At 60.0% G+C, this 17662-nt stretch carries 17 protein-coding genes; 12 read left to right on the top strand and 5 right to left on the bottom strand.

Annotated features, from left to right (window positions below):
• Positions 1 to 18: 18 nt before the first annotated feature.
• Positions 19 to 567 (bottom strand): hypothetical protein, encoded by a 549-nt coding sequence (locus ACZ5FP_RS10430; RefSeq protein WP_464659989.1) that lies wholly within the window; start codon positions 565 to 567, stop codon positions 19 to 21.
• 254 nt (positions 568 to 821) lie between these two features.
• Between ACZ5FP_RS10430 and ACZ5FP_RS10425 the strand changes: the two genes are divergently transcribed.
• The 6 genes from ACZ5FP_RS10425 to ACZ5FP_RS10400 all read left to right on the top strand — a co-directional run bounded on the left by ACZ5FP_RS10425 (position 822) and on the right by ACZ5FP_RS10400 (position 5409).
• Positions 822 to 1238, top strand: coding sequence for a PaaI family thioesterase (locus ACZ5FP_RS10425; protein ID WP_288193347.1), 417 nt, complete (start codon positions 822 to 824; stop codon positions 1236 to 1238).
• A 282-nt stretch (positions 1239 to 1520) separates the two neighbouring features.
• The gene (gene rplM, locus ACZ5FP_RS10420) at positions 1521 to 1985 is read left to right on the top strand and encodes a 50S ribosomal protein L13 (protein WP_105735528.1); all 465 of its coding nucleotides are present in this window, start codon (positions 1521 to 1523) and stop codon (positions 1983 to 1985) included.
• A gap of 2 nt (positions 1986 to 1987) precedes the next feature.
• The gene (gene rpsI / locus ACZ5FP_RS10415) at positions 1988 to 2464 is read left to right on the top strand and encodes a 30S ribosomal protein S9 (protein WP_105735530.1); all 477 of its coding nucleotides are present in this window, start codon (positions 1988 to 1990) and stop codon (positions 2462 to 2464) included.
• A 125-nt stretch (positions 2465 to 2589) separates the two neighbouring features.
• Positions 2590 to 3546: an agmatinase gene (gene speB, locus ACZ5FP_RS10410; RefSeq protein ID WP_346304980.1), complete on the top strand. Its 957-nt coding sequence runs from the start codon at positions 2590 to 2592 to the stop codon at positions 3544 to 3546.
• A gap of 80 nt (positions 3547 to 3626) precedes the next feature.
• On the top strand, positions 3627 to 4562 hold the full coding sequence (gene argC, locus ACZ5FP_RS10405; RefSeq protein WP_223615751.1) for an N-acetyl-gamma-glutamyl-phosphate reductase: 936 nt from the start codon (positions 3627 to 3629) through the stop codon (positions 4560 to 4562).
• Positions 4555 to 5409: an aminoglycoside phosphotransferase family protein gene (locus tag ACZ5FP_RS10400; RefSeq protein ID WP_464659986.1), complete on the top strand. Its 855-nt coding sequence runs from the start codon at positions 4555 to 4557 to the stop codon at positions 5407 to 5409. Before argC ends, ACZ5FP_RS10400 begins: the two co-directional genes overlap by 8 nt.
• On the opposite strand, the gene arsK is transcribed toward ACZ5FP_RS10400, so the two are convergent.
• Positions 5398 to 6612, bottom strand: coding sequence for an arsenite efflux MFS transporter ArsK (gene arsK / locus ACZ5FP_RS10395; protein WP_464659983.1), 1215 nt, complete (start codon positions 6610 to 6612; stop codon positions 5398 to 5400). The genes ACZ5FP_RS10400 and arsK overlap by 12 nt on opposite strands.
• A 93-nt stretch (positions 6613 to 6705) precedes the next feature.
• Entirely contained in the window at positions 6706 to 7806 is a 1101-nt protein-coding gene (locus tag ACZ5FP_RS10390; RefSeq protein WP_464659981.1) for a COX15/CtaA family protein, read from the bottom strand.
• Positions 7807 to 7996: 190 nt separating this feature from the next.
• On the opposite strand from ACZ5FP_RS10390, the gene ACZ5FP_RS10385 reads away from it, so the two are divergent.
• Entirely contained in the window at positions 7997 to 8212 is a 216-nt protein-coding gene (locus ACZ5FP_RS10385; RefSeq protein ID WP_105735541.1) for a DUF2842 domain-containing protein, read from the top strand.
• Between the two features lies 1 nt (position 8213).
• Here the strand turns inward: ACZ5FP_RS10385 and ACZ5FP_RS10380 are convergent, their stop codons facing one another.
• Entirely contained in the window at positions 8214 to 9230 is a 1017-nt protein-coding gene (locus ACZ5FP_RS10380; RefSeq protein WP_464663237.1) for a polysaccharide deacetylase family protein, read from the bottom strand.
• Between the two features lie 168 nt (positions 9231 to 9398).
• On the opposite strand from ACZ5FP_RS10380, the gene ACZ5FP_RS10375 reads away from it, so the two are divergent.
• Positions 9399 to 10529 carry a GNAT family N-acetyltransferase gene (locus ACZ5FP_RS10375; RefSeq protein ID WP_464659979.1) on the top strand — a complete coding sequence of 377 codons (1131 nt, stop codon included), beginning with the start codon at positions 9399 to 9401 and terminating at the stop codon, positions 10527 to 10529.
• 6 nt (positions 10530 to 10535) lie between these two features.
• Here the strand turns inward: ACZ5FP_RS10375 and ACZ5FP_RS10370 are convergent, their stop codons facing one another.
• Entirely contained in the window at positions 10536 to 12761 is a 2226-nt protein-coding gene (locus ACZ5FP_RS10370; protein WP_464659977.1) for a GumC family protein, read from the bottom strand.
• Between the two features lie 233 nt (positions 12762 to 12994).
• Here ACZ5FP_RS10370 and ACZ5FP_RS10365 point away from each other — a divergent pair, with 233 nt between their 5' ends.
• The 4 genes from ACZ5FP_RS10365 (at position 12995) to ACZ5FP_RS10350 (ending at position 17552) form a co-directional block, all read left to right on the top strand.
• On the top strand, positions 12995 to 13516 hold the full coding sequence (locus ACZ5FP_RS10365; RefSeq protein ID WP_223615777.1) for a polysaccharide biosynthesis/export family protein: 522 nt from the start codon (positions 12995 to 12997) through the stop codon (positions 13514 to 13516).
• Between the two features lie 9 nt (positions 13517 to 13525).
• Entirely contained in the window at positions 13526 to 14662 is a 1137-nt protein-coding gene (locus ACZ5FP_RS10360) for a glycosyltransferase family 4 protein (protein ID WP_464659975.1), read from the top strand.
• Between the two features lie 89 nt (positions 14663 to 14751).
• Positions 14752 to 16296 carry an undecaprenyl-phosphate glucose phosphotransferase gene (locus ACZ5FP_RS10355; RefSeq protein WP_464659974.1) on the top strand — a complete coding sequence of 515 codons (1545 nt, stop codon included), beginning with the start codon at positions 14752 to 14754 and terminating at the stop codon, positions 16294 to 16296.
• 77 nt (positions 16297 to 16373) lie between these two features.
• Positions 16374 to 17552, top strand: a complete 1179-nt coding sequence (locus ACZ5FP_RS10350) for an O-antigen ligase family protein (protein WP_464659972.1) — start codon at positions 16374 to 16376, stop codon at positions 17550 to 17552.
• Positions 17553 to 17662 lie beyond the last annotated feature (110 nt).

The raw sequence follows: 17662 nt of genomic DNA, 5'->3' as shown, positions 1-17662 counted from the left end.
CCAGCGCTTGCAACCCGGTCAAAGGCTGGTCCATTGTTTATAAAGTGGTTTGATCGAACTCACGTGCTTTTTGACAATAGCGAGATTCTCCGCCGACGGGCGTGCTTTCTCGACCTTTGCCAATCCGCTCTTCAGGCCGTCGATCATTTCCGCCTTCTGCTTGTCGGTCAGGTTGGGCATGGACGGAATGGAGGCGATGGCCTTTTCCACCTCCTCGCGCGGTTCCGGATTGGTCACCCAGTGATAGGTCACCATGATCGTTCTTGTGGTTTCGCCCCAGTCGTTGAAATCCTTGAAGCCGTATTCCGCCGCCTTCTTGTCCAGCCGCGCCGTTGCTTCCGGTGAAAGGACGGCGTTGCCCGCCGCTTCTTCCTTCATCTGCGCGCCGACGGGAGCAAAGCTGTAGAGAAAGCGCTTGATGATGTCCTGGGTCAGCGCCACGGGCCGGACCGGCAGGCTGAAGGGTTCGATCTGCGGCGCGGTCTGTGCAAAGGATGGCACTGGAGCCGCAACAGCGAGCCCGGCCATGATAATCAGCGAGCCGGATAGGGATCGAAGCAAAGTCATAACTGGCTTCCTTGCAAAGAAGACACGGATGGCTAGTGGTCCGATTCTGACATTTGCATTCCTTCGATACAAGCCATTCAGGCAAATGTCAGAATCAAAGGACCACTAGAAAGTCTATGATTCTAGTGGAACTTTGAATTTGACATTCGCATGTTCCGCGTGATGTCAAATGGGATGCGAATGTCAAATTCGTTCCACTAGGAATACCAGCGATCATCGCCAGAGAACAGATGGAGTGCCCTTTGGAAACGGCAATGGATGTAACAGCGTTAACGGCCTTTCTCGAACGGGAGTTTCCACAGGTGAACGCTGACGGGGTTGCCTACACCGTTACCGGTGCCGGCCCGGGTTATGCCACGATGCGGCTTGATCCGGCGGACCGGCACCTGCGTCCCGGCGGCACGGTATCAGGCCCCACCCTGTTTGCCCTTGCCGATATCGCCGCCTATGTGGCGATCCTCGCGCAGATCGGCCCGGTCGCCCTGGCGGTGACGACCAATCTCAACATCAACTTCCTGCGCAAGCCGCAACTCGGGCCCATCGATGCCACGGCAAAGGTGCTCAAGCTGGGCAAACGGCTCGCGGTGATGGATATCGCGCTCACCAATGGCGAAGACAACGAACTGGTGGCCCATGCCACCGCAACCTATTCGATTCCACCGCGCAGCTAGGGCTGCAAGCGGGATTAAAATTCCGCAAAACGCAGCAAATCCGGGCAAGAAGCATGTGGTAATATAATACCTTTTTCATAAACTATTGTTTTATAAAGAGTATTTGTCAAAACCGCCAAAAACATCTGCTTGACGTGATCCTGTTGGGCCGGTATTGAACCCCTCGACTGCGGTAGGTTCTTCCTGCCGCATTTAACTGTTGTGCGGATGTTCGCCATTCACACAACGCAAGCAACAAGAAAAGCCTTCCTATGTGAAGGATGATCTCAAGGACGAACACAAATGGCTACCTTCACCCAGAAGCCGGCAGATGTGACGAAAAAGTGGATCCTGATTGACGCCGAAGGTCTCGTCGTCGGCCGTCTCGCCACCATCGTTGCCAACATCCTGCGCGGCAAGCACAAAGCAACCTTCACTCCTCACGTTGACGATGGCGACAATGTCATCATCATCAATGCTGAAAAGGTTGCCTTCACCGGTAAGAAGTTTACCGACAAGGTTTACTACTGGCACACCGGCCACCCAGGTGGCATCAAGGAACGCACTGCCCGTCAGCTGCTCGAAGGCCGTTTCCCGGAACGCGTCGTCGAAAAGGCTGTTGAGCGCATGGTTCCCCGTGGTCCGCTCGGCCGTCGCCAGATGAAGAATCTGCGCGTTTACGCAGGTTCCAATCACCCCCATGAAGCGCAGGCGCCCGTCGTTCTCGACGTTGGTGCACTGAATTCCAAGAACAAAAGGAGCGCATAAGAATGGCTGAGCTCAATTCGCTCGCAGATCTCGGTACTGCCGCCGCATCGACGCAGGCAGCTGCACCGGTTCATGTCCAGAAGCTCGATGCCAATGGCCGTGCCTATGCAACAGGCAAGCGTAAGGATGCGGTCGCCCGCGTCTGGATCAAGCCAGGTTCCGGCAAGATCGTCATCAACGACAAGGAATACGGCAAGTATTTTGCCCGTCCGGTTCTGCAGATGATCCTGCAGCAGCCAATCGTTGCCGCCAACCGCGCCGGCCAGTACGACATCATCGCGACCGTCGCCGGTGGTGGTCTGTCCGGTCAGGCCGGTGCCGTTCGTCACGGCATCTCCAAGGCCCTCACCTACTTCGAACCTGCCCTGCGCGGTGTTCTGAAGAAGGGTGGTTTCCTCACACGCGACAGCCGCGTTGTTGAACGCAAGAAGTACGGCAAGGCGAAGGCCCGTCGTTCCTTCCAGTTCTCGAAGCGCTAATCCAGCGTTTCCATTGGACAGAACAGAAAGCGGGCCCTCGGGTCCGCTTTTTTGTTGCCAATAAATGCGTTTGCGGTAGCTTCGCCGCCAAGCTGAAGATGCATTATCCCGGAGTTAGAAATCCAATGCCATCGAAGACCATCGATCACGCCTTCACCGCACGGACCCTGACGAGCGCTGCGACCGATCCCACGCATGCGGGAGCGCTGTCCTTCATGCGCCGGCGCTATACGAAGAATCTGAACGGTGCGGAAGTGGTCGTCTGGGGCATTCCCTTCGACGCGGCGGTTTCCAACCGGCCGGGTGCGCGGTTTGGCCCGCAGGCGATCCGGCGGGCATCGGCCATTTTCGACAATGACCCGCAATATCCCTTCCAGCGTGATCTGTTCGAAGACCTCGCCGTGATCGACTACGGCGATTGCCTGCTCGACTACGGCAATCATCAGAAGACTCCGGCGACAATCGAGCGCGAAGCGGCCAAGATCGTCAAATCGGGCGCGTTCCTGCTCTCCATGGGCGGTGATCACTTCGTCACATGGCCCATCCTGAAAGCGCATGCGGCCAAGCATGGCCCGGTGGCGCTGGTGCAGTTCGATGCGCATCAGGACACCTGGTACGATGACGGCAAGCGCATCGATCATGGCTCCTTTGTCGGCCGGGCGGCGCGCGACGGCGTCATTGATCCCGCGCATTCGATTCAGGTCGGCATCCGCACCCACGCACCGGATGATTGCGGCCTGCAGATCGTTTATGGCTACGAAGTCGAGGAAATGTCGGCTGCCGAGATTGCCAAGGCGATCATCAAGCGCACCGCCGGCAAACCCGTCTATCTCACCTTCGACATCGATTGCCTCGACCCGGCTTTTGCCCCCGGAACCGGTACGCCCGTTGCCGGTGGTCCGTCCTCGGCGAAAATCCTTTCGGTGCTGCGCCATCTGACCGAACTCAACATCGTCGGCGCCGACGTGGTGGAGGTCGCACCCGCCTATGACCATGCGGATGTGACGGCCATCGCCGGTGCCACAATAGCGATGTACTACCTTGGTATTCTGGCGGAGAAAAAGGCCAAGCGACGAAGCTGACATTCTGATTCAGGGTTCTTACATAATGAATCCGGTTTTCTCGCTAACTCTCTGAATATCAAGCGCCAAAGGCATCTCACATGAAACCGAAAATCTTTATCGACGGCGAACACGGCACCACAGGACTGCAAATCCGGACGCGACTTGCCGGCCGCCACGATCTCGACGTCCTCTCCATTCCGGAAGCCGAGCGGCGCAACAAGGACATGCGCGCCGACTTCCTGAAGAGCGCCGACGTGGCAATCCTCTGCCTTCCGGACGACGCGTCGAAGGAAGCTGTTGCCATCCTTGAGGGCCATAATTCCACGCGGATCATCGATACATCGACGGCGCACCGGATTCATCCTGATTGGGCCTATGGCTTTGCCGAGCTCGACCGGGCGCAGCGGCAGAAGATCGCCGATGCCCGGCTGGTGGCCAATCCCGGCTGCTATCCGACCGGCGCGATTTCTCTGGTGCGGCCGTTGCGCGATGCGGGCATTCTTCCCGGCGATTACCCGATCACCGTCAATGCGGTTTCCGGCTATACCGGCGGCGGCAAGCAGATGATCGCGCAGATGGAAGATCCAGCCAATCCGGACCATATCAGCGCCAACAATTTCCTCTACGGCTTGCCGCTCAAGCACAAGCACGTGCCGGAACTGCAGACACACGGCCATCTCGACCGGCGTCCGATCTTCAGTCCCAGCGTCGGCCGCTTTGCCCAGGGGATGATCGTACAGGTTCCCGTGTTCACCGGCGATCTCAACGGCAATGCCTCGCTGGAATCCATCCATGCCGCCCTGACAGCACATTATGAAGGCCAGGACATCGTGCAGGTGGTGCCGCTGGCGGAGAGCGCATCGCTGGCAAGAATCGATGCGGAAGAACTGCGCGATACCGACATCATGAAGCTGTTCGTGCTCGGCACCGAAGGTCAGGGACAGGTGAACCTCGTGGCGCTGCTCGACAATCTCGGCAAGGGCGCTTCCGGCGCGGCCGTGCAGAATCTCGACCTCATGCTGAACCATGGCTGACAGCATCCACGAGACATTCCCGGCCGAATGGCAGATATCGTCTCCGGAACTGTTCGTTGAAACCCATACCAGCCGCATCATCATGGTGCGGCTGGCTGACGGCACACCCGCTGTCATCAAGGCACTCAACGAAACCGGCATGCGGGAAGAGTTGCGCGGCGTGCACTATCTCGACTGGCACGACGGCAATGGCTCCATCCGCGTGCTGGCCGAAAAAGGCAATCTGCTGCTGCTCGAACATGCCGGCAGCCACACGCTGCTGGACCACCTGAACGCGCATGGCGACGATGCGGCCACTGCGATTGCTGTCGATGTCCTGCTGAAACTGCTGGGCAATAATGGCAAGGGCAAATCCGTCGCACCGGACCTGCGGCCATTGCGCGAACAATATGCCAGCCTGTTCAAGAAAGCGGAAATCGACCGGAACAACGGTGATGCCAGCATTTTTGTTGCAGCGGCGGGGATTGCCGACACGCTGCTCAGCAACCCGGTCGAGGTTCAGCCGCTGCATGGCGATGTCCACCACGAGAACATTCTTCTGGGCGAGCGCGGCTGGCTTGTCATCGATCCGCAGGGGCTTCTCGGCGATCCGATGTACGATGCCGCCAACATGTTCTACAACCCGCTGGAACGGCAGGATTTGCGCACCAGCGAGCAGCGTGTTGCCACCATGGCCCTCACCTTCTCCCGCGCCTTCAACCGCGATATCCGCACGATCCTCGGCTATGCCATGTCGCACGCGGCGCTGTCGGCCTCATGGCACACGGAAGACGAAAATTTCGAGGAAGCGGAGCGGAGCCTCGGCGTCGCACGGGCAGTGCAACGGGTGATGGCCTCACTGGGTTGAGCGCCTGATCAGGCGGGCGACCGCAAGGAATGTCAGGACGCCGAGAATGCCCACCGTGGCGGCAACCGACAAGGCCAGCGTCGGCCCGAGCTTTTCCATGATGAAGGCGAAAATGAACGGTGCGGATGACGACACGATCAGCCGCGCCGAGGTGATCTTGCCCAGAATTTCGCCATAGCCCTGATGCCCGAACAGCGCCAGCGGCAGGGTGCCCTGAACGATGCTGTTGAGCCCCGAGCCCATGCCGAAGAGCATGGCGAAGACCACGGCGCCCGCCACCAGCGGCACCGGCAATGGCGCGATCAGCATCAGGAACGACAGGGGGATCAAGGCTGTCGACAGCACGGCGATCGACATCGCCGACAGCTTGGTGCCGAAAACCATGTTTACCAGACGTGCGGCGAACTGCGACGGCCCGAAGATGGCGCCGACCAGAACGGCCGACGTGCCGACACCCACAGCGGCCAGAACAGGCACCAGATGCACGAGCATGGCCGACAGCGAAAAGCTTGCCAGCGAGAACCCCGCCATGATCAGCAGCAGCGCCGGACGCCTGTTCTCGACGGGCAACTGCCCGCCGACGCCTCTGGCGGGTTCATCCGCGCGTTCCTCATGCAGCTTTGGCGAGCGCCGCGTCATCTGCGACAACCAGAAATGGATGGGAAAACAGATGAAGACCTGCAATCCCGCGTAGAACAGGTAAATCTCCCGCCATGTAAACATTGTCAGCAGACGTGTTGCCAGCGGCCAGAACAAGGTCGAGGAAAACCCGGCTATCAGCGTCAGATAGGTGATCCGGCGCGGCGCCGTCTGCGGATCGATCTGCACAAGCACCGCGAAGGCTGTGTTGTAGAGGATGAACGGTGTGGCCATCCCCGTTGTCACAAGCGCCGGAGCGAACCAGATCCAGCTTTGCGCCAGGACGCAGAGGATGAGCGACAGTGCTGCGGCGAGCGAGCCGAATGTCATCACCCGCCCTGCTCCGAAGCGGTCGGCCCAGCGGCCGGACCATGGCGAGATGATGCCGCCGATCAGAAGCGTGCCGGAGAAGGCCGCAAACAGCCATTGGCGGGACTGGCCGAACTCCTGCGCCATGGCAGGCTCGAGAATGCTGAAACTGTAATAGAGCGTGCCGTAGCTGACGATCTGCGTGACACCCAGACCCGTAACGGCGGCCAGTGAGCGTCTTGCGCTGAGAATCATGATGGTTGCTTTCGATACGGCGGGAATGCCCCGCTGTCCGTAGCCAGCGAAGCTCTCGAATCACTACACCGAGTCTTTGCGCAAAGACAGCCGCTACGAGCGTGCGGTGGTGATTTCCGTTGGCAAGGGATAGGCGCCCTTGGTGGCACGCCAATGGGCAACGGCAAAGCCAAGGATGACGATGGCAAATCCCTGATGCAAAAGGCCCAGGCTCATCGGTACCTGCATCAGCAGCGTAGTGATGCCGATGGCTGCCTGCGTGAGGACAAGGACCACCAGGAATATCGCGCGCCGCGCATGGGTTGTGCCCGGCAGGCGCCGCACCGTCGAGACCGCCTGCCACAGCGCCGCAAGCAGCACGAAATAGGCGAAGCAGCGGTGAACGAACTGCACGGTCTTCGGATTCTCGAAGAAATTGTGCCAGATGGGCTGGATCGGGAACATGTCGCCGGGAATGACGGCCCCATCCATCAGCGGCCAGGTATTGTAGGAAAGACCGGCATCCAGCCCGGCAACCAGCGCGCCGAGGTAAATCTGGATGAAGACAAACACCACGAACCATCCGGCCAGACGCTGGGTGCTCCGGCCTGCGGAGCTTTCCGAATAAACAGCAAGCCCGCGTGCCACATACATCACGGCGGCAAAAATGATGCAGGCCAGTGTCAGGTGCGTCGCCAGCCGGTACTGGCTGACGTCGACGCGGCCGCTGAGACCCGATGCAACCATCCACCAGCCCACGGCGCCCTGCAGGCCGCCAAGCGCCAGGATGCCGATCATGCGCGGCTTCAGCAGCCGTTCAAGCCGGCCGGTCAGCCAGAAGAAGGCAAGCGGAATGGCGACGAGGAAGCCGACGCCCCGCGCCAGGAACCGGTGCGACCACTCCCACCAGAAAATGCGCTGAAATTCGCCAAGGCTCATGCCCTTGTTGAGCTGTTCGTACTGGGGAATGAGCTTGTATTTCTCGAACTCTTCCAGCCATTGCGCGTGGTTCAAGGGCGGAATGATGCCGTGGATCGGCTTCCATTCAGTGATTGAAAGGCCCGAACCGGTCATGCGCGTCGCACCGCCGACCAGAACGATCGTGGCGAGCACAAGCAGCACGAGATAGAGCCACACGCGGATCAGTCTGCGGTTGCGCGCTTCGCGATCTCCGGCGGAGGACACAGCGCCTTCGGATAGGGTGTGGGCGGCCATTCAAAACACTCCTGTAACTGGCCGGATAGGTGCAGCATATGCGCCGGGATGACAAGCCGGGTTTACGCGACAAGCCGTCGCGTTTTTGCCGCAAGGGGGGCTTTTTTGCTTTTCGCCCGCGGCTTAACCGGTTAGATGAAACCCTTGCGCACGTGTTGCAGATGAAAAAGACCAGAACTGGAATGGATTCATGCCCGTAAGGCTCAAGAAACTCATCGGAACCATCCTGCTGGTTACCCTGGTTTGCGTCTACGCCATCGTCGCCACGATCTTCGCCGTGGCACTGCTTGCCAATGCCAGCCCGTGGATCCACCTGATCTATTTTCTTGGCACCGGCCTGCTTTGGGTCATTCCCGCCATGTTCATCATCAGCTGGATGGAAAAGGCACCGAAGAAGAAGGCCTAACTCAGGCCTGGATGACGCGCCGTCCGGCATTGGCGATCGGCGTTGTCACACCGCTCATCATCGTCTTCGCATAGACAAGCTTCTGAAAACGGCCATTGATCGAAATACGCGGCAAGGCATGCAGATTGTTGCTGTGCTCGGTATGGATGGTGCCGTGGCGCGTGGTGACCGCCGACAGAAAACCTTCCGATGCCGCAATGTCGGCTTCCCGCCGCCCGGCAGCCTTGGCCGAGCCGTAGGGATAGGCAAAATGCTGCGGCCGCCGTCCGAGCTGGTCCTCGATCATGCCTGCCGACAGATGCATTTCCTGCGCGACCATGCCCGCCGTCAGCTTTTTCAGATTGTAGTGGTGCACGGTATGGCCGCCGATGGTGCACAGCGGATCGCGGTTCATCTGGCGGATCTCGTTCCAGCTCATCACATCGCGGTCCGGCGCGACGCTGCACACCATATCCTGCACCGCGCACATCGCGCGCAGGACAGGCATCTGTTCCAGTTCGGTCAGCGTATATGAGAAATACCGCATAATGGCATGAAATGCCGACCTTTTCTGAGAAAGCGTCCCGCATCGCCATTCCGGCCCGTCTGGGATTCGGATGAAATCCGCCTTGGCGACAAGACTTTCGACGACTTCCCACCACAGCACCGCCGCCCCTTCGATAAAACCCGGCGCGACATACACGACGAATGGCACCGAATGTTTCTGGAAGACGGGATAGGCGTGGTGGAAATTATCGTCATAACCATCGTCAAGCGTCACCGCGACGAAACGCCGGTCGGAACGTTTGCCGCTCTTCACCCGTTCGACCACCTCGTCCATGGAGATGAACTCGGTTCCCTCGGATTTGAGCGAAACGATGATCTGTTCAAGGAACGCTGGCGTGATGGACAGGGAGCGCGTCACGCCAAGCGGGCTGACGCAGTCCGGACGGACGCGATGCAGCATGATGATCGAGCCCAGCCCGCCAAAATGCTCGCGCGCCGTCGACGCAAAACCGGTGTGCCACGCCAGTCGCATCACGGCCTTTCGTATCAAGTCGGCCGCGTGGACCATTCCTTCACCAATTCGCGCTAATAGGCATGTTGAAACGGGATCGTGACCGTCATTTCATGCAGATTAAGTGTTTATATATCGTTGATCAACGGCATGGTATTTGACGCAACACCGCTTTCACTGGAACCCGCCATGCCTTTACCCCATCTCGATCCAAGAATCATTGCGGCACCCGGTGAAATCGCAACAATCTGGCGATCCCTGCCGCAGAACCATGTCTGCGGCCCGGCACAGTCCGAGGATTGGGTTTCCCTGTGGCAGTCGAATGTCAATGCGGATTGCCTGATCGCCTGCCTCTGCGCCGGGGAAACACCGGTCTTCATTCTGCCGCTGGCGATCAGCCGGTCCGGCCCCTTCAGGGTCGCCGCCTACCCCGGCGGGCCGCATGCCAACTGCAATTTCCCCGTTGTGTCCCCCGCGCATGCCGTCAGCCCCGGCGACCTGAACCGGCTCTTCGAGGCCCTGCACCAGGCGCGGCCGGACATCGATCTCGTCACGCTGGAACGGCAGCTTCCGCTGCTCGACGGTTGCGCCAACCCGCTGCTGCAACTGCCGAACCGGGAAAACGCCAATATCAGTCTGGCGATCACGCTGGACCGCAATTTTCAGACGGTTCTCGAGCGCCACAACGCCAAGCGCAAGAAGAAGAAACACCGCAACAGCATCGGCAAGTTTGCCGAGGCCGGCGGGTATCGCATTGTCACGGCAACGGTGCCAAGCGAGGCCGATGCCATGCTTGAGAACTACCTTGCAAACAAGGCAGAAAAGTTCGCCCGATCCGGGATCAGGAACACGTTTGAACCCGAGGAAATCCAGCGTTTCTTCCGGCAGCTGTTTGCCCGGCACGCGGCGAAGGAACAGCCCCTGTTCCAGCTCAAAGCCGTCGAGGTCGCCGGGCGCTATCGCGCGGTCCTCGGCAAATCCCGGGCGAGAACGCAGACCTTCATCGACTTCATCGGCATTGCCGACGATGACATGAGCAATGCCAGTCCGGGTGAATTCCTGTTTTTCGAAGACATTCAGGACAGTTGCAACACCGACCTTGCCTCCTACAGTTTCGGGGTTGGCGATGAGCCGTACAAGCGGAACTGGTGCGATGTCGAAACGCTGCTCCATGACACGCAGCACAGCCTGACGGCCAAGGGCCGCGCCTGTGCCGCCTACCGCGCCGCCCGCGGCAATCTCGTGCGTGCGGTCAAGAGAAATGACCACCTGTGGACCGCGGTGAAAAAACTGCGGTCCCGGCTCTTTGGCCGCGCCTGAACAGTCTCAGTGGCGATGGCTCGCGGCAGCGGCGCGGACGATCAGCCCGTCGTCCAGCTCCAGCGCACCATCCTTGAACGGGGTGAGAAGCTCGGGCTTGATGAACTCGCCGTCAAACAGCGCCATGGATATCGCCTTGACGTCATGGTCTTCGGGATCGACCAGGCTCAGCACAAGTTCCGAACCATCGTCGACAATGTGCTTCAGCTCGGCCGCCGTGGCTGGCCCGCTGTCGATGACCACCAGATCATAGGCGGACTGCAAGGCATTGAGAATCATCGGCAGGCGCCCGATGGACTGCATGGCCTTGACGGGGTCGTGGATGCCGAGGGGAATGAGCTCCGCCTGCGAGTAATGATCGGCGTGGATGACTTCGCTGAATGACCGCTCATTGGCCAAAAGGTCGGTCATTCCCGCGAGATTCTGGCCATCCAGCATGGAACGGCCAATTTCACCCGATCCGGTCATATCGATCAGAACGACCCGCACGCCGCGATCGGCAAGTTCCCGCACCAGCAATATGGTCAGCGCGGAGGCCTCGTCCCCTTCCGGCGACACGATAACCGCGCGGGCGGCACCGCTTGCCATCAGGCGGTCGGCAACGCCGGCAACACCCGAATGATCCGCATGGTGATCGGAACCTTCTGCGGATGGCGCGGCAGCCAGAACCGGGGCTGCAACGGATGGTGCCGTGAATACCGGTGCGGCAACCGGCGACGGCTCCGCATGAAGGGGCTTGCTGCTTTCAACCGGAGGCACAGCCGCTGCCACGATTTTCGGGGGAGCGGCCACCTTGGGTTCCACCATATCAACATCTGCAACGGCCGTGGGCGCAGGACGCAGGGCCCGGCCACTGAACAAGGCGCTGAGCAGCGTGCCGATGCTGAGGATCAGCAGCGAGGCGACGAAGGCCGCAGCGGTCATCGGGAGAACCTTCGGGAAATAGGGCTCGACCGGCTTGTCCGCGCGGGAGAAAATCCGGACATCGGCGGGCAGATAGCCGCGATCCGTGCGTGAGGAAGCCTCGCGGTAACGCGTCAGGTATGATTCGAGCAGCTGGCGTTGCGCCGTCGCCTCGCGCTCCAGTGCGCGCAATTCCACTTCTTCTTCGCCGGCCTTGGATGATTGCGCCTTCAAACCGTTGAGGGTGCGCGTCAGTTCGGCCTCACGCAGACGGGACGTTTCCGCCTCGTTTTCAAGGCTGGCAAGCACCTTGCGGGCCTCCAGCCTGATCTGCTGATCGAGATCGGCCAGCTGCGACCGCAATGCCTTGATGCGCGGGTGGCCGCTGAGCAGAGACGCGGACAGATCGGCAATGTCGTTGTTGAGCTGAACCTGGCGTTCGCGCAGCCGCTGGATCAGCGGCGACGCCATCACATCAGGCAGGGTTTCCACCGGGGCACCCTTGGCGAGCGCTGTGCGAATACCCGTCGCTTTGGCTTCACTGGCCGCCTTGCTGGCGCGCACGCGCGACAGTTCCGATGACAGTTCGGACAGCTGCTGCGTGGCCAAAACCGCATTGTTCTGGCCGATCAGCAGGTCCGACGAGCTGCGATAGGCGGCAACCTTGGCTTCGGCATCCTTCACCCGCTTGCTCAGATCGGCAATTTCAGGTTCGAGCCAGCCGGTGGCATCGGCATTCGACTGGGATTTCGACGCCTGTTGCGTTGCCACATATTCGTCCGCGATGGCATTTGGCACCGCGGCGGACAGCGTCGGGTCCTTCGAGGAAAACTGGATGACGATGACGCGCGAATTCTGCACGCTGTAGACCACGAGGCGATCGCGCACGGCCTGCAGGATATAATCATCGCGTGCCGTGGCATCGGGATCGGCGGCCAGGCCAAGCTTGGCCAGGATACGCGTCAGCGCGGAAGGATCGGCACCAGCAGCGAGTTCAGCGTTGTTGCCCAGGTCGAGTTTTGCGATCACCCGCTTCAACAGGTCGGACGAACCGATGAGTTCCACCTGGCTCTTGATTCCTTCCTGATCGAGAATCGGCCGGTCGTCACCCTGCTCGCCGCTCGGGCGGGTAAACACGGATTCGCGCGTCTCGATGAGAATGCGTGTTTCCGCGCGGTATTTGGGCGAAATAAGCGAAAGAACCAGGAACGCCGCCAGCGTCAGTAGGATGGCGCCCAGCAAAACACGCACCCTGTTGCGCCATAAACTGGCAAACAGCGCACCAACGTCAATATCCACGTCACTATCGACAGAGCCAGCCCGAGGCATTCCCCACTCCACTTTGAATGCCGCAATGGTAAAGACCCATGGTAACCAGCGGGTTAAAATATCCGGCACTATAAAGCAGACAGCGCAACAAAAGTGCACGCGCAGTTTACCAGCCATTAACCCTAATGAACTGATAATCCCGCTCAGAGTCGAGCGAATTCGTCGCCATTGTTGCAAGGGTATTTACGGTGTTCAGCAAGCAAATCTTTCTGGTCGCGATCAGCGTTGTGTCGATGACACTCGGCGGCTGCGCCAGTTATCGCCCTGCCCCTGCGGCATTCCATGACGCCATCAACAAACCCTACCTGCTCGATGCGGGTGACCGGGTGCGCCTGACCGTGTTCGAACAGGAAGGCTTGACCAATACCTACAGCGTTGATCAGGCCGGTTATATCTCGGTGCCGCTCATCGGCAGCGTGCCCGCCCGCGGCAAGACAATCCAGCAGATCGAAGCCGCCGTGGCCGCCAAGCTGCGCAAGGGCTATTTGCGTGACCCTGATGTAGCCGTGGAAGTCGACCGCTACCGGCCGATCTTCGTTATGGGCGAAGTCGGCGCCGCCGGTCAGTATTCCTACGTGCCGGGAATGACCGCCCAGAAGGCGATTGCCGCGGCCGGCGGTTTCAGCGCCCGGGCCAATCAGGGGGATGTCGACATCACGCGCCAGCTCAACGGTGAAATCCTCACCGGCCGCGTGACGATTTCCGATCCCGTCCTGCCCGGCGATACCGTCTATGTACGCGAGCGCTTCTTCTGATCGCGGGAGATGAGCGACAGCCGATCCCTTCGTATTGTTCACTGCTTTCGCGCACCTGTCGGGGGAATATTCCGGCACGTGCGCGATCTCATTGATGCGCAGATAAAGGCAGGACATCGGGTCGGCGTTGTCTGCGATGCATCGACCGGCGGGGATTTCGAAGAGGCCCTGCTTGAACAGATGCGGGACAAGCTGGCATTGGGGATGCAACGCATCGCCATGCAGCGGCAGATCGGCCCCGGCGATCTGATGGCGGCCGTGCACACCCGCAAGACGCTCAAGGCAATGCAGCCGGATATCCTGCATGGGCACGGCGCCAAGGGCGGCACCTATGCCAGACTGTTCGGCTCGCTGCTGCGGCTCTCGGGAAAGCGCGTTGCGCGGTTTTACTCCCCGCATGGCGGCAGCCTGCACTACAGCCCGGCCACCACGGCCGGCCGCGTGATTTTTCGCATCGAGCGGTTCATGGAAGGGATGACCGACCGGATCATCTTTGTCTCCGTTTTCGAGCGCAACACATACATCACCAAGGTCGGCGCGCCGCGCTGCAAATCCGCGTTGATCTATAACGGTCTGGCGGATGCTGATTTTGAACCCGTCCGGCCGGACAAGGATGCCGCGGATTTCCTGTTCATCGGCGAACTGCGTAGCCTGAAAGGGCCTGATATTTTTATCGACGCCCTGGCAGGCGCGAGCACCATGGGCGGACAAGCGCCGACTGCCGTCATCGTCGGCGATGGCGGCGAGCGCGATCCGCTTGTCCGGCAGGCTGAAGCGACGGGCATGCGCGCGCAGATCAGGTTCCTGCCGCCCATGCAGGCGCGCGCAGCGTTTGGTCTTGCCCGGATTGTGGTCATTCCCTCCCGCGCGGAAGCCCTGCCCTACATTGTCCTGGAAGCGCTGGCCGCCGGCCGGCCCGTCATCGTCAGCCGTGTCGGCGGCATTCCGGAGATAGTGGGTGAGAATTCCGTCGCCCTGGTGCAACCGGATGCGCAGGAGCTTGCCCGCAAGATGGCGGCCGTTCTCGGCGATCCCGCCGCCTATCTGGCTGCCCTTCCCGGTCCCGATCAGATCAGGCAACGCTTCAGCGCCGACAGCATGGCGGCGCAGCTCGAGACGGAATATTTCGCCGCGCTGAATGAATAGGCCGAACCCCGTCCGCATGCATTTTTCAGGCAAGCATTCCTTAGCTCATCCGTGATATGACGGATCAATCGAACTCTTCAAGGTGCAGTATGAAAGACAGAAAAGGGGAAAACAGGTTCTCGCGGGATGCCGTGCGCGATCTTGCGGCCGATGCAGGTTCGTCCAAGCCGGCGGAAAAGGCCAAACTCAGCCCTGTCGCCTACCAGATTGCCTCGCAATATGCGCGCAACAGCAATTCGCCCGTCATGATCAGCGGCATCATGCGCATCGTGGAATTCCTGATTATCCTGTTGACCGGCATGACGGTCTTTCTGATGTATGTCGGCCTGCAGCGGGGGGCAATCTTCAGTTATTTCTCCGCCGTTCTTGTGACCGCCATTGTCGGCGTGCTCGTCCTGGAACTCACGGACAGTTACCAGCTTGCGGTGATGCGCAATCCGTTCACCCGATTCGGCCGCCTGCTGATGGCGTGGTCCGGCACCTTTGCGCTGATGGCGCTGGCCGCCTTTTTCCTCAAGATTTCCGAAGCCTATTCGCGGGTCTGGCTGGGCACCTGGTATGTTTCCGGGCTGATCCTGTTCATTGCCTTTCGCGTGATCATGTCGCGGCTTATCCGCCGCTGGGCCCGCAACGGCAAGATGGAACGCCGCGCCGTGATTGTCGGTGGCGGCAAGCCGGCCGAGGACCTGATCCGCTCGATCGAGCAGCAGCCCTACAACGATATCCGCATCTGCGGCGTCTTTGATGACCGGGATGCCAAACGTTCCCCGCCGGTCGTCGCGGGTTATCCCAAGCTGGGCAATATTTCCGAGCTGATCGAGTTTGCACGCATCGCGCATATCGACATGCTCATCGTCTCCCTGCCGATCACGGCGGAAGAGCGCGTTCTGGCGCTTCTCAAGAAGCTCTGGGTCCTGCCGGTGGATATCCGGTTGTCGGCCCACAACAATCACTTGCAGTTCCGCCCGCGCGCCTATTCCTATATCGGCTCGATCGCCATGATCGATCTGTTCGACAAGCCCATCAATGACTGGGATTCCGTGGCGAAACGGGCATTCGATATCGTCTTCAGCCTGTTCGGCATCATTGTCTTCAGCCCGATCATGCTGGCGACCGCCCTCGCCATCCGGCTGGAGAGCAAGGGCTCGGTCATTTTCAAGCAGCAGCGGCACGGCTTCAACAATGAAATCATCGAGGTCTGGAAGTTCCGTTCCATGTATACGGAAATGTGCGATCCGACGGCGCGCAATGCGGTGGTGAAGAACGATCCGCGCGTCACGAAGGTCGGACGCATCATCCGCAAGACATCCGTCGACGAATTGCCGCAGTTTTTCAATTCCCTGATGGGAACGCTTTCGCTGGTCGGCCCCCGGCCGCACGCCATATCGGCCCATACCCACAATCTGCTCTACAACGAGGTCGTGGACGGCTATTTCGCCCGCCACCGGGTCAAGCCGGGTGTGACGGGGTGGGCTCAGATCAATGGCTGGCGCGGTGAAATCGATACGGAAGACAAGATCAAGATGCGGACGGAGTTCGATCTCTACTACATTGAAAACTGGTCATTGTGGTTCGATCTGAAAATCCTGTTCCTGACACCGGTCCGCCTGCTCAACACGGACAACGCCTATTGAGCGCCGCCGCCGATCCCACTGATTCAGCCCGCGTCGGCAGAGCCGCCGGCAACCGTGCGCTGATCCGGATGTTTTCGATGACCGCCGTCGGGTTCGGCGTGTTCCTCAGCGGGTTCGTCATCAACGAACCCGCGCCCTACGAATTGTACATGGCTACCCTGATCGTGGGCTGGGCACTCTTCGGCCTGCGCTTCTCGCGCAGCGTGGTGGTTCTTCTCGCAACGCTAGTGCTGTTCAATCTCGGCGGCTGGCTGTCGGTGGCGCAGATGGCCGATCTGAAGACCGCACCAATGTATATGGCCGTGTCGCTGTTTCTGGCGCTCACGTCGGTGTTCTTCGCTGCGATCATCGAAGGCAACCACCGCATTCTGCAGGCAATCTTCAACGGCTACGTGATCGCGGCGGTCTGTACGACGATGCTGGGGATTCTCGGCTATTTCGACGCCTTCCCGGGGGCGGAGGTTTTTACGCGCTATGGCCGCGCCATGGGCGCCTTCAAGGATCCCAACGTCTTCGGCCCCTTCCTGATTCTGCCGATTGCCTGGCTGGTGCATGGCATATTGGTGGGCGATCTGCGGACCCTGCCGCTGCGCCTCATCCCCACGCTCATCCTCACCCTCGGCGTTTTCCTGTCGTTTTCCCGTGCCGCATGGGGCATGGCCGTGCTGGTGATTGCGGGCCTTGCCCTGGCGCTGTTCATCCGCAGCCCGAGCCGCCTCTTCCGCATCAGAATCATCCTGCTTGCCGGCCTGGCGGTCGCGATTCTTCTCGTCGCCATCGTCATCGCGCTGCAGATTCCCAGTGTGTCGGAACTGTTCTTTGCGCGCGCCCAACTGGTGCAGGATTACGACAATGCCCAGTTCGGACGCTTCGCCCGCCACTGGTACGGCCTGCTGATGTCGGTCGATCATCCCCTCGGCATCGGACCGCTGGAGTTCGGGCCCATCTATGGCGAGGATACCCATAATATCTGGCTGAAAGCGGCGCTTGATTATGGCTGGATCGGCTTCGTCAGCTACCTGACCCTGACCATGCTGACGCTGGGTCTCGGCCTGCGCATCCTGTTTCGCGACAGGCCCTGGCAGCCCTTCCTGCTATGCGCCTATCTCACCTATCTCTCACATGTGGCGATCGGCAATGTCATCGATACCGATCACTGGCGCCATTTCTACATTCTTGTGGGCATCATCTGGGGCTGCGTCGCGCTGGAAGCCCGATATTCGCCGGCGCCCGCCGCTTCTGAAACAAGGGTGTGAAGCGGTCGCGACAGGCTCTACCCGAGCGCTTTTTTCCTATGAATTCCAGTTATATATTTAGCGTCAATAGGCACTTCGGAACCACAGCCGGATAATCACTTATAATAGAT

It is taken from the genome of Phyllobacterium sp. T2-21 (genome assembly GCF_055378485.1).
The sequence above is the reverse complement of the archived record's forward strand: the minus strand, read 5'-3'. Positions and strand labels throughout refer to the sequence as shown.